This is a genomic window from Bacillus sp. lyk4-R2A-2, assembly GCF_030209735.1.
Taxonomy (GTDB): Bacteria; Bacillota; Bacilli; order Bacillales; family Bacillaceae; genus Bacillus; species Bacillus pumilus.
The window spans coordinates 109260-121594 of sequence record NZ_JARVRK010000005.1 but is presented as its reverse complement, the minus strand read 5'-3'; the positions used below and the strand labels follow the sequence as shown (position 1 = coordinate 121594).

Sequence of the window (12335 nt, the reverse complement as noted above, 5' to 3'; positions counted from 1 at the left end):
ATAAAAAAATTTTATTGATTCATCTTAAAATAATGTATTTAACTTATTTCTTATTATACTTTACCATTTTGATTAGATAAACAGTTCATTAAAAAATTGAGGGTGAGAGCAATGAGAAAAGTTCCAATCACAATGATGCGAGGCGGTACAAGTAAAGGGGTATTCATTCAAGCAAACAATTCACCATTTGAACACGATGAGCTCGAGGCATTTCTTTTAGACATTATGGGCAGTCCTGACCGGCTGCAGGTCGATGGAATCGGCGGCGGTAATTCTTTAACAAGCAAAGTGGCCATTATCGATAAAGCCACACGTCCAGATGTGGATGTGAACTATACGTTTGCACAAGTCAGCATCAATGAGAGATATGTCGACTTTAAAGGAAACTGCGGGAATATCTCATCAGCGGTTGGACCATACGCCATCATTAAAGGACTTGTTCAAGCGGTTGAGCCCATTACGACTGTACGTATCCTCAATACCAACACAAATAAAGTCATCGTAGCAGAGGTTGAGGTTGAAAACGGTGAAGTGAAATTTGAGGGAGATGTAGAAATTCCAGGTGTAAAAGGGACAGGATCTCCCATCTATCTATCCTTTGAAAAACCTGAAGGCGCTGTGACTGGTAAAACCTTTCCGACAGGGAACCGCATGGATACGATTCAGACAAAATTCGGAGAGATTCCGATCTCGATCGTTGACATCGCAAATCCCATTGCCTTTGTCCGTGCGAAGGATCTTCATTTAAAAGGAACCGAATTGCCTGAGGAGTTTACAGACGCATTACTGAATGATTTAGAAGAGATTCGTTCCATCGCTGCTGAAATGTGTCACTTTGCGCCAAAAGACATGGCGACATTACAATCACCAGCTGTTCCGAAGCTTGCGATCATTAGCGAGCCTGCTGATTATGTGGATACAAACAGAGTGATGAGACGAGCAGCCGATATGGATATCGTCGTACGCATGTTATCGATGCAAAGACCACACCAAGCGCTTGCCATTACCGGTTCTGTCTGCGTGTCAGCCAGCTGTTTTATGGAACAAACACTTCCTGCACAGCTTTATGATGGACAGCATGATACGCTTCGAATTGGTCACCCTGCCGGAATTATGCAAACAGACATTGACGTGTCCCAAAATAGAGTCAAAGTCATTCGAACTGCAAGAGAAATTCTAGACGGGGTTGTCTTTACGAAACAAGATTATATTGTGCAGCCTCATATTAAAAGAGAAGCCTAAAGCAGACGAGAACATCGTCTGCTTTTTTTAATGCTGAAGCGGGGCATCAATATCTCCGGCAGAATGAGCTTTGATCTGTCCTTTATCATCTTTTAGCTTAAGATGACCAAAGCGGTTAACGCCGCAGCAAATGCCTTCTTCCCATGTTTGTTTTTCACGATCTAACGAAATGCGAAGCGGCTTGTTTAGACGATATAACCGTTTATTATAAAGGGCAGTGAGTGCTTCAAACCCTTCATTCTGCCAGCGTGTATGGTATTTTTTAAAAGCCGCTGCCAGGTCTTTCACTAGCTGATCGGCTTTCACCTCTGTCAGCTCTGATAAGCAAATGGTTTTGTACGGGACATGCTCCGGCTTCGTCTCTACATTGATGCCAACACCGATATAAATGGCGCTGCGATCTGCTTCAATTAATGTGCCGGATACCTTTGCTTCATTAATGAGGATATCATTCGGCCATTTGATCGCCAGCTGATCGTCCGCTCTTATGAGTGGTTTCAGCACATCATAGATTGCTAGCGCTGTTAGCGGGGCGATCGTTGACTGGGTGGAGAGTTCTTCTGGCGGCATGACTGTCATGGTCACTGCCACATTCCCTAAAGGTGTTTCCCACGGCCTGCCGAGTCTGCCTCTTCCTTCTGTCTGCTGGCGTGCATAGACAGCAAATGAGGGCTTTTCTCCTTGCTGCATGAGCCTTTTCGCTTCATTATTTGTACTATCAATGGTGTCATATTGAAAAATCTTCATATGTTCTCCTCTTGTTTCTTCTTGATATGGTGCTTTTATTATAACAAAATGAAGCGTGCACGTTGATGAGCCAGCATGCTACTCATTTCGCTGCGCCCTAAATGTCTCTTTTTCTTCTTCAGTAAATGGGACAGATGTGCCTGTATCTTTACTAATTTGCACCATGGTGACTGAGCCTGTAAAGCATGGCTCCTGCTGTTCATTTTCTCCTAAATAATGAAGAATGAGTGAGCTTGAGCCGACCTTCTCAGGCTTAACATACACTCGAAGCCTCTCTCCAATCTCTACCTGCTTGATGTAATCACATTGCAGGTTAGCGACGACTGTCATGGTTTCTCGCACACGTTTCATCCGTTTATCAACAATTCCTGTTTTTTGAAAAAAGGCAATGCGCGCCTCTTCAAAATACACAAAAGGGGTAACATTGTTCATGTGGCCAAACATATCCGTTTCTGAAAACCGAACGGTCGTTTCGACATAAAATCGAAAGGATGCCCTCCACTCTTCAAACGGTGCTTCAATATATGACGGCAATCTCACTTGATCATCTCCTTATTTGGAAACAAAACGCCTCTCCCGTATTGGAAGAGGCGTTTGTTTCAATATTGCATCCAGCCTCTTAAACACTCATCATGATTGGCAAAGAGGACTGAATGTGATGTTATTCTGCGTGATCGCTTCCGAAGAAGTTACGGAATGCTTGTAAAGTTGTATCTCGGTTAAGTGCAGCAATTGACGTTGTCAGCGGGATTCCTTTCGGACAAGACTGCACACAGTTTTGGGAGTTCCCGCAGTTCGCAAGACCACCGTCCCCCATAATTTCTTCTAGACGGTCAGACTTATTCATCGCACCTGTCGGATGTGCGTTAAATAAACGAACTTGCGAAAGCGGTGCAGGTCCCATAAAGGAAGATTTATCATTCACGTTTGGACAAGCTTCAAGGCAGACACCACATGTCATACATTTCGAAAGCTCATAAGCCCATTGACGTTTTTTCTCAGGCATTCTTGGTCCAGGACCAAGGTCATACGTGCCATCGATCGGTACCCATGCTTTCACCTTTTTCAAGGAATTGAACATCCGGCTTCTATCAACCTGCAAATCTCTCACAACCGGGAATGTCTTCATCGGCTGAAGACGAATCGGCTGGTCTAATTGATCAATAAGAGCTGTACATGATTGGCGCGGCTTTCCATTAATGACCATAGAACAAGCTCCGCACACCTCTTCAAGACAGTTCATATCCCAGTTGATCGCCGTTGTTTTTTTCCCTTGTTTATTGACCGGGTTCCGTCTAATTTCCATGAGTGCGGAAATGACGTTCATATTTGGGCGGTAAGGGATTTCGAATTCTTCATCATAAGGCTTTCCATCTGCTGTATCTTGACGTGTGATTATGAATTGAATCGTGTTTTTTTCACTCATCTTATTTCTCCACCTTTTTCTTCGAGTAATCTCGTTTACGAGGTGCAATTAACGATACATCGACGTCCTCATAGTGGAATGCAGGCTTTTGATTTTTTCCTTTGAACGTAGCCATCGTTGTTTTTAGGAACTCTTCATCGTTTCTCTCTGGGAAGTCCGGTTTGTAGTGTGCGCCTCGGCTCTCATTCCGGTTGTAAGCCCCGATCGTAATGACTCTTGCCAGCTGAAGCATGTTGTCAAGCTGACGTGTGAAGGCAGCGCCTTGGTTGCTCCATGAAGCTGTATCGTTGATGTTGATCTGCTTGTAGCGCTCCATTAGTTCTTCGATTTTCTGATCTGTTTTTAAGAGTTTGTCATTGTAACGAACAACTGTGACGTTATCCGTCATCCATTCTCCAAGCTCTTTATGAAGCACGTACGCATTTTCTGTTCCGTCCATGCCAAGGATGTTGTCCCATTTCTCCTGCTCTTTCTTCACGGCGCTGTCAAATGTTGCAGAAGATAGGTCTTCCGCAGACTTTTCAAGACCGCTAATGTACTTCACAGCATTTGGTCCAGCGACCATTCCGCCGTAAATGGCTGAAAGCAGTGAGTTTGCACCAAGTCTGTTTCCGCCGTGCATAGAGTAATCACATTCTCCGGCAGCAAATAGGCCTTTGATATTCGTCATTTGATCATAATCAACCCATAATCCGCCCATTGAGTAATGAACAGCAGGGAAAATTTTCATTGGAAGCTTACGCGGGTCATCACCCATGAATTTTTCATAGATTTCAATGATGCCGCCAAGTTTAATATCAAGTTCTTTTGGATCTTTATGAGAAAGATCGAGATATACCATGTTCTCTCCGTTGATGCCAAGCTTTTGCTCGACACATACGTCAAAGATCTCACGTGTTGCAATATCACGCGGTACAAGGTTTCCGTATGCTGGATATTTTTCTTCTAGGAAGTACCAAGGCTTCCCGTCTTTATATGTCCAAACACGTCCGCCTTCACCACGAGCCGATTCACTCATGAGACGAAGCTTGTCATCTCCAGGGATCGCTGTTGGGTGAATTTGAATGAATTCTCCATTTGCGTAATGAGCCCCTTGCTGATAGACGATAGATGCAGCAGATCCAGTGTTAATCATGGAGTTCGTTGATTTTCCGAACACGATTCCAGGACCGCCTGTTGCCATGATCACTGCATCTGAACGGAAGGATTCAATTTCCATTGTTGTTAAGTTCTGCGCGACAATGCCTCGGCATACTTCCTCGTCATCTAACACAGCGCCAAGGAATTCCCAGCCTTCATATTTCGTGACAAGTCCTGCTACTTCATAGCGGCGAACCTGCTCATCAAGTGCATATAATAGCTGCTGGCCTGTTGTAGCTCCAGCAAATGCTGTACGGTGGTGCTGTGTTCCCCCGAAGCGGCGGAAGTCCAATAATCCCTCTGGTGTTCTGTTAAACATCACACCCATCCGATCAAGTAAATGGATAATGGACGGCGCTGCTTCACACATTGCCTTAACTGGCGGCTGGTTGGCTAAGAAGTCTCCGCCATACACCGTGTCGTCAAAATGCTCATAAGGTGAATCCCCTTCACCTTTTGTATTCACCGCTCCGTTGATTCCGCCCTGTGCACATACAGAATGCGAACGTTTTACAGGTACGATTGAAAATAGTTTAACAGCTGTTCCCGCTTCTGCTGCTTTAATAGTTGCCATGAGACCAGCTAAGCCGCCTCCGACAACGATGATGCTAGAATTACTCATTGTAGCCCCTCTCCCTCTTCTACTAATCTATTTCCTCTTAAACAAAAGCGAAAATTGCTCTTAGCCCTACATATGAAAGCGCTATAAATATACCTAATGTCACATATGTGGAGATTCTTTGTGAGCGTGGTGAAACAGTAATTCCCCAGCTGACAGCAAATGACCACAAGCCATTAGCAAAGTGGAAAATAGTAGATAAAACGCCGACAATATAGAAGCCTAGCATAAATGGAGAGCTTAAAATATTCGCCATCATGTCATAGTTCACTTCAGCTCCAAGCTGAGCTTGAATTCGTGTTTCCCATACATGCCAAGTCACAAAAATCAATGTGATGATACCTGAAATCCTTTGCAGTCTGAACAACCAGTTTCTTAAGTAACTGAAGCGAGACGTATTGTTTTGTGCCGTAAAGGCTATGTACACCCCATAAACAGCATGATAGATCAGTGGTAAGAAAATCACGAACAGCTCAAGTGCATATCTGAATGGAAGCTGTTCCATAAAGTGTGCAGCTTTGTTAAACGCCTCTGGTCCATTCGTCGCAAAGTGGTTAATCACTAAGTGCTGAATTAAAAATAGACCGACCGGAATGACGCCAAGCAAAGAATGCAATCTCCGATAAAAAAATTCTTTGTTCCCCGACATTACTTTACCCCCTAGTAAAAAGTGCAATTGCTGAAAATTGTCTTACCCCCGCTTCTTTCAATTGTAAGCACTTTATTCAAATTTATTGACAATTTCATTTTACTCCTATGTCAAAAAAGCGTCAAGAAACCGCGTACATAAATTAAAATTTTCCGAAATTTAAAAGTTTTAAATCAAAATTCGTTTTACTACAATAAGAATTTCTTAGACTTCAGGGAAAACTCTGTCATCATATGCTCACATAAGCTATAATAAATTGTTGAAAGAGGGGAGCCGTACAATGAATAAATTCGAATCTAACTTAGAACAGCTAAAAGAAATTGAAATCAATGGATTTGCCTACGAGCTGATACGCGAAGTTCTGCTGCCTGATATTTTGGGTCAGGATCATTCATCTATGATGTATTTTGCGGGTAAGCTGCTTGCTCGTAAATTCCCTCAAGAGTCATGGGAGAAAATCCCCGAATTTTTCCATGATGCCGGATGGGGAACTCTCACGATGGTCCATTCGAAAAAACAGGAAATTGAGTTTGAGCTCGAAGGACCACTTGTATCAAATCGACTTACCTATCAAAAGGAGCCATGCTTTCAGATGGAAGCAGGTTTTATTGCTGAACAAATCCAGCTTCTGAACGAGCACGTGGCTGAATCTTATGAACAAGTGAAAAAGCGTGCTGATAAAGTCATTTTAACCGTTAAATGGGATTTAAGAGACCCTAGCTAACACTCTTTATGAAAGGCGCGGACTTTAGGTCACGCCTTTTTTGTTTGCCTTCTTCTATCATAGCATACTTAGTGAATGGGTTTACGTACGTTTTCCTTTCTAGTATGGGGGTTTCGGATATAAAAAAGAGGTGCACTCTTTTAAGAGATACACCTCCCTGCCTGTTTAAGAATGGGCAGCTACCTTTGATAAATCAAACGCATCGTGCAACGCTTCAACTGCTTTGACCATATCGTCACGGCCAACCACTGTTGAGACTTTGATTTCAGACGTACTGACCATTTTCACTTGTATGTCTTTTTCCGCTAACACAGCGAACATTTCAGCGGCTACGCCTGGATTTGAGACCATACCAGATCCAACGATAGATACTTTGGCTAATTTGCTTTCTGTCTCGATCTGTTCGTAGCCAAGTGCTCCTTTATATTCTTCTAACACTTCAACTGTTTTAGACAAATCATCCGTTTTCACAGAGAAAGAGATCGACGTCTGATTGGTGCTTGTGACGGACTGAATGATGATATCCACATTGATATTTTGTTTCGCAAGTGTCGTAAAAATGGTCGATAATGTGGTGAGACCGCTTGAAAGACCGCACACCGTCACGCGTGTAATCTGATCCTCAAATGCAATGCCTCTGACGACTAAATTTTGTTCCATGGATGATTCCTCCTCAATTAACGTACCCGATTCATTTTCAATACTAGAACGGACTTCTAGTGGGACTTGATAATTTTTCGCAAATTCGACAGCTCTCGGATGCAAGACACCAGCTCCTAAATTAGCCAGTTCGAGCATCTCATCGTATGAAATACCTGCAAGCTTCCGCGCGGCCGGTACATAGCGCGGATCTGTCGTAAATACTCCTGGTACATCTGTGTAAATATCACATTTATCCGCTTTTAGTGCGGCAGCAAGTGCTACAGCCGTCGTATCTGATCCACCGCGTCCAAGTGTTGTAATATGCAGGTCATCTGCAATTCCTTGGAAGCCTGCCACAACAACGACTTTCCCAGCACTTAATTCCTCTTTTATTCTTGATTCATCGATGTCCACGATTCTTGCGTTACCGTGTACCTGCTCTGTTTTCATACCAGCCTGCCAGCCTGTAAAGGAAATCGCATCATAGCCTTTTGCTTGCAGCGCCATCGTTAATAAGGAAATGGTCACTTGCTCTCCAGTTGCGAGCAGCATATCCATTTCTCTTTTGCTCGGATGATCTGTGAGTTCTTTCGCTAGGTCTACTAGAACATCCGTTGATTTACCCATTGCCGACACAACCACAACCACATCATGTCCGGCCTCGCGTTCAGCGATGACCCTTTCTGCAGCATTGCGAATTTTTTCTGTCGATCCAACAGACGTTCCGCCAAATTTTTGTACAATTAGTCCCATGTCTACCACCCTTTTTCAAAAGATCACGTGTGAGAGAAGAGGCAAGAAGCGGCTTTGGAGACTGCCTGCTCACTGCAAATAAAAAAAGCAATGAGAGAACAGATCTCCCATTGCTTTATAATCATCATCAAACGATGCAAACAATGAGATAGCCCTCCAAGAAATACATTCTTGACAGCCCTACATTTCTTCAATGTACAGCCAGCGAATAAAATGAGTGGATTTTATTCACTTCGGCGACGCTCCCCTTTTAGCCCTCTTCCTAGATCCCATCGATCTCTGAAGGCTTACTCTTGAAGTTCGCACCTCTATCTTCAACAAACAACACGTTCATTTATTAAATTTAGTCACAATCTTAACAGACTTTTGGAAAAAGTACAATCTATTTTTTTAAAGCTTCCATTAAAAGCTCGGCCGTTTGTTTCGGGATACCAGCCTCCTGAAAGTCTTGGATAGAGGCTTCTTTCATCTTTTTCACAGAGCCAAAATGTTTAAGAAGCTGTTTTTTACGCTTTTCTCCGATACCTGGCACATCGTCTAAAATAGATTGAAATGCATTTTTTCCGCGCAGCTGCCGGTGAAAGCTAATCGCGAACCGGTGCACTTCATCTTGAATGCGCTGCAATAAATAGAAGGCCTGGCTATTTCGCTCTAGTGCAACAATTTCCAGTGTATCGCCCATCATCAAATTGGATGTCCGGTGCTTTTCATCTTTGACTAGACCTGCTACTGGAACAGACAGATTCAATTCATTTTCAAGCACATCTATCGCTGCATTGATCTGTCCCTTTCCTCCGTCAATTAAAATCAAATCTGGTAGCGGGAGCTCATCCTTTAACACGCGGGTATATCGCCTTCTAATGACTTCACGCATCGATGCATAATCATCTGGACCTGTGACGGTTTTAATTTTGTATTTTCGGTATTCCTTTTTATACGGCTTCCCGTCCTGAAAGACGACCATGGCAGAAACCGGGTCTGCACCTTGAATATTCGAGTTATCAAATGCCTCAATCCGGTAAGGCATATAAATATTTAGTGCATCTCCAAGCTGCTTCACTGCACCAATGGACCGCTCTTCATCACGCTCAATGAGCGAAAATTTTTCTTTTAAGGCGATTTTGGCATTTTGATGGGCAAGTAATAGCAAATCCTTTTTCTTTCCTTTTTTCGGCTGATGAACGTTCGTCTCAAGCAATTGTTCAATCATCTCTTGATCTACGCTATCTGGCACCAAAATTTCCTTCGGCAGAAAGTGGTTGTTCTTTGCATAAAATTGTCCCATAAATGTGAGAAACTCTTCCTCAGGGTCTTGATACATAGGAAACAGGCTGACATCACGTTCAATCAATTTCCCTTGCCTGATGAAGAAGACCTGGACACACATCCAGCCCTTGTCATAGGCATATGCAAAAACATCTCGATCTGATAAATCGCTCATCGTCATTTTCTGCTTTTCCATCGTAGAGTCGATATACGCGATTTGGTCTCTCAGTTCTTTTGCCCGTTCGAACTCTAATTGTTCGGCGGCTTCCTGCATCTTTTCGGTGAGTTCTTTTTTGATTTGCTGGTGTCCTCCGTTTAGAAACCTTATGATTTCGTCCACGAGCTGCTTATTCGTTTCTTCAGAAATGTCATACACACATGGCGCGAGACATTGTCCAAGATGATAATAGAGACAGACACGGTCAGGGAGGGTGCTACATTTTCTGAGAGGATATAAACGGTCGAGCAGCTTTTTCGTTTCTCTTGCTGCTTGAACGTTCGGGTATGGACCGAAATATTTCCCTTTATCCTTCTTCACATTGCGTGTGACGATCAGCTTAGGATGCCGTTCATTCGTAATTTTAATAAAAGGATACGTTTTGTCATCCTTGAGCATGACATTGTATTTTGGGTCGTATTTTTTGATTAAATTCAGCTCTAAAATGAGTGCCTCGATATTAGAAGAGGTGACAATGTATTCAAAGTCCTCAATTTCACTGACAAGCCGCTGCGTTTTGGCGTCATGAGATCCAGTGAAATAAGATCGTACTCTATTTTTTAAGACCTTTGCCTTCCCCACATAAATGACTGTATTTTGCCGATCTTTCATTAAATAGCAGCCTGGTTGATCTGGCAAGACCGATAGCTTTTCTTTGATCAGTTTGTTCATCTTTTCATCCGTCCTTGTTTTCCTCTTTCACTCCTTCTAGTGTATCACGAACATTTGTTTTATACCATGTTGAAAGAAAAGCGGCTCTCGTCTTTACGAGAACCGCTTTAGTGAGTATGCCGATTGGGCATAGACAGGTTTATAGATGTTTGTTAACAAGCTCAGCAAGTGCTTCTTTTGGTTTGAAACCAACAGAAGTTTCTACCACTTCACCGTCTTTTAAAACAAGAAGTGTTGGGATACTCATCACGCCGTATTTACCAGCAGTTTCTTGGTTATCGTCTACATCAATTTTTACAATTTTCATTTTATCGCCCATTTCTTGATCAAGTTCTTCAAGAACTGGAGCAATCATTTTACAAGGTCCGCACCATGGTGCCCAAAAGTCCGCAATAACAACACCTTCTGCAGTTTCTTGTGAAAATGTTGCGTCAGTAGCTTTTACGATTGCCATTATTCATTCCTCCAATGTAAATTATGCTTTTTAGTATAGCATCTACCAATGTGACTTGCGAATGAAATGCTTACGAATCATTTTTTATGAAATGAATTAAAAAACAAACCGTACAATCGCACCAATGACAACAATTGCACCGATAATCATGAGAATCGTTCTAAGCATATAAATAACTCCCTTTCCGCTTCGTTTACAATGTATGATGCCCCAACATCCTGCTCATCAAACATCTAAATATGCGATCAAGCGAGATCAATCGTAATCATCACCACAGACATTGGCGGCAGCTCTATGCTCAACTCACCGGGTTTTACAGCAAATTGCTGAAACTCTGCTGGCTGGACAGCATGAGGATCAGCAAATGTGTTGTGCGCATTCATGCGGTCTGCTGTCAGCACGCGGCCCGTGACTTTCGTTTCTGCATCCATACCTTCAATGGCAAGGGATACTTCGTTTTGTTCATGCGGATTCAGGTGACAGAAGCTAATATGCATCTTATCTGACGAACGCGAAGCTGACACGCTAACCTGAGGTATTTTTTCTCCTCTGCGTTCATAAGACGTTGACACGAACTCCACTTCAAGTACTTCTTCCTCTTGATGCACTTGAAACATGTGAAACACATGATACGTAGGCGTCAGAAGCATCTTTTCGTCTTCCGTTAACACCATTGCTTGCAGAACATTGACCGTCTGGGCAATATTCGCCATATGAATCCGCTGGCAATGACGATGAAAGATATGAAAATGAAGGGCACAAACAAGTGCGTCTCTTAGTGTGTTTTGCTGATACAAAAACCCTGGGTTTGTTCCTGGTTCTGGGTCATACCATGTCCCCCATTCATCAATGATCATCCCGATTCGCTTGTCTGGATCATAACGATCCATGATCTCTCCATGATCCACGACAAGCCGTTCCATCTCATAGGCTTTTTTCAACGTAATAAACCATTCATCTTCATCAAATTCAGTCGCTGACCCTTTCTTCTCCCACGTACCAGGTACAGTGTAGTAATGCAAACTGAGTCCATCCATCCAAGGTGCGGCGCGCTCCATTAATACTTTTGTCCAATTCACATCATTTGAATTGGCTCCGCACGCAATTTTGTATATGGATTGACCTGCAAACTCTCTCACATACGTTTGATATCGTTTATATAAATCGGCATAGTATTCAGGCGTCATATTCCCGCCACAGCCCCAGCTTTCGTTTCCTACACCAACATAGGTCAAATCCCAAGGTTCTTGTTTTCCATTTTGAATGCGCCAATCAGACATAGGTGTTCCCTTTGGAAAGGTGATGTACTCGACCCAGTCTGCTAATTCTTGAACAGTCCCACTTCCCACATTTCCGCAAATATAAGGCTCACATTCAAGCAGCTCACACAATTTCATAAACTCATGTGTACCAAATTCATTGGATTCAACCGTACCACCCCAATGAGTGTTCACCATCGGCTTTCGTTCGCTGAGATCACCTACACCATTTGCCCAATGATACTCGTCTGCAAAGCAGCCGCCCGGCCACCTAAGCACCGGAATATGTAATTCTTGAAGGGCTTTTAGCACATCCGTACGAATCCCCTCAATATGATCGATCTCTGAATCTTTTCCGACCCAAATCCCATCATAAATCCCTCTTCCTAAATGCTCTTGAAAATGTCCATAGATGTGTTTAGAAATACGTCCGATCACGTCATTCACTTTTACTGTTCCCTTCACTTATCAACCGCTCCTTTGTGTATTGATTACATACAAAAAAACCCAGAATACCTAGGCATT

11 protein-coding genes and 1 riboswitch are annotated in these 12335 nt (G+C 43.0%); of the genes, 2 read left to right on the top strand and 9 right to left on the bottom strand.

Translation table 11 applies throughout. The features are described from left to right. Positions 1-111: 111 nt before the first annotated feature. A complete protein-coding gene (locus tag QRN39_RS07405) occupies positions 112-1242 on the top strand; it encodes a 2-methylaconitate cis-trans isomerase PrpF family protein (RefSeq protein WP_284906702.1) in 1131 nt (376 codons plus the stop codon). A 27-nt stretch (positions 1243-1269) separates the two neighbouring features. Here the strand turns inward: QRN39_RS07405 and QRN39_RS07400 are convergent, their stop codons facing one another. The 5 genes from QRN39_RS07400 to QRN39_RS07380 all read right to left on the bottom strand — a co-directional run bounded on the left by QRN39_RS07400 (position 1270) and on the right by QRN39_RS07380 (position 5823). Beyond that, positions 1270-1989 carry a biotin--[acetyl-CoA-carboxylase] ligase gene (locus tag QRN39_RS07400; protein WP_284906700.1) on the bottom strand — a complete coding sequence of 240 codons (720 nt, stop codon included), beginning with the start codon at positions 1987-1989 and terminating at the stop codon, positions 1270-1272. Between the two features lie 78 nt (positions 1990-2067). Further along, a complete protein-coding gene (locus QRN39_RS07395; protein WP_050943617.1) occupies positions 2068-2529 on the bottom strand; it encodes an acyl-CoA thioesterase in 462 nt (153 codons plus the stop codon). Positions 2530-2650: 121 nt separating this feature from the next. Then, entirely contained in the window at positions 2651-3415 is a 765-nt protein-coding gene (sdhB, locus tag QRN39_RS07390) for a succinate dehydrogenase iron-sulfur subunit (RefSeq protein ID WP_050943616.1), read from the bottom strand. Between the two features lies 1 nt (position 3416). Further along, complete coding sequence (gene sdhA, locus QRN39_RS07385; protein WP_003216403.1) at positions 3417-5177, bottom strand: succinate dehydrogenase flavoprotein subunit; 1761 nt, start codon at positions 5175-5177, stop codon at positions 3417-3419. A gap of 37 nt (positions 5178-5214) precedes the next feature. After that, the gene (locus tag QRN39_RS07380) at positions 5215-5823 is read right to left on the bottom strand and encodes a succinate dehydrogenase cytochrome b558 subunit (protein WP_106032633.1); all 609 of its coding nucleotides are present in this window, start codon (positions 5821-5823) and stop codon (positions 5215-5217) included. 280 nt (positions 5824-6103) lie between these two features. Here QRN39_RS07380 and QRN39_RS07375 point away from each other — a divergent pair, with 280 nt between their 5' ends. Then, positions 6104-6547 (top strand): YslB family protein, encoded by a 444-nt coding sequence (locus QRN39_RS07375; RefSeq protein ID WP_284906696.1) that lies wholly within the window; start codon positions 6104-6106, stop codon positions 6545-6547. Positions 6548-6712: 165 nt separating this feature from the next. On the opposite strand, the gene QRN39_RS07370 is transcribed toward QRN39_RS07375, so the two are convergent. The 4 genes from QRN39_RS07370 to QRN39_RS07355 all read right to left on the bottom strand — a co-directional run bounded on the left by QRN39_RS07370 (position 6713) and on the right by QRN39_RS07355 (position 12275). Beyond that, a complete protein-coding gene (locus QRN39_RS07370; protein WP_061409010.1) occupies positions 6713-7942 on the bottom strand; it encodes an aspartate kinase in 1230 nt (409 codons plus the stop codon). A gap of 141 nt (positions 7943-8083) precedes the next feature. Beyond that, positions 8084-8261: riboswitch (Lysine riboswitch) on the bottom strand. A gap of 63 nt (positions 8262-8324) precedes the next feature. Next, the gene (gene uvrC / locus QRN39_RS07365; RefSeq protein ID WP_050943614.1) at positions 8325-10097 is read right to left on the bottom strand and encodes an excinuclease ABC subunit UvrC; all 1773 of its coding nucleotides are present in this window, start codon (positions 10095-10097) and stop codon (positions 8325-8327) included. Between the two features lie 139 nt (positions 10098-10236). Beyond that, positions 10237-10551: a thioredoxin gene (gene trxA, locus QRN39_RS07360; RefSeq protein WP_003216330.1), complete on the bottom strand. Its 315-nt coding sequence runs from the start codon at positions 10549-10551 to the stop codon at positions 10237-10239. A 245-nt stretch (positions 10552-10796) separates the two neighbouring features. Beyond that, positions 10797-12275 (bottom strand): alpha-N-arabinofuranosidase, encoded by a 1479-nt coding sequence (locus tag QRN39_RS07355; RefSeq protein ID WP_284906692.1) that lies wholly within the window; start codon positions 12273-12275, stop codon positions 10797-10799. Between the last annotated feature and the right edge of the window lie 60 nt (positions 12276-12335).

Excerpts from the sequence above, each read along its gene's own strand:
- QRN39_RS07405 (WP_284906702.1), top strand. The coding sequence starts at position 112 with ATGAGAAAAGTTCCAATCACAATGATGCGAGGCGGTACAAGTAAAGGG.
- QRN39_RS07400 (WP_284906700.1), bottom strand. The coding sequence starts at position 1,989 with ATGAAGATTTTTCAATATGACACCATTGATAGTACAAATAATGAAGCG.
- sdhB (WP_050943616.1), bottom strand. The coding sequence starts at position 3,415 with ATGAGTGAAAAAAACACGATTCAATTCATAATCACACGTCAAGATACA.
- sdhA (WP_003216403.1), bottom strand. The coding sequence starts at position 5,177 with ATGAGTAATTCTAGCATCATCGTTGTCGGAGGCGGCTTAGCTGGTCTC.
- QRN39_RS07380 (WP_106032633.1), bottom strand. The coding sequence starts at position 5,823 with ATGTCGGGGAACAAAGAATTTTTTTATCGGAGATTGCATTCTTTGCTT.
- QRN39_RS07375 (WP_284906696.1), top strand. The coding sequence starts at position 6,104 with ATGAATAAATTCGAATCTAACTTAGAACAGCTAAAAGAAATTGAAATC.
- QRN39_RS07370 (WP_061409010.1), bottom strand. The coding sequence starts at position 7,942 with ATGGGACTAATTGTACAAAAATTTGGCGGAACGTCTGTTGGATCGACA.
- uvrC (WP_050943614.1), bottom strand. The coding sequence starts at position 10,097 with ATGAACAAACTGATCAAAGAAAAGCTATCGGTCTTGCCAGATCAACCA.
- trxA (WP_003216330.1), bottom strand. The coding sequence starts at position 10,551 with ATGGCAATCGTAAAAGCTACTGACGCAACATTTTCACAAGAAACTGCA.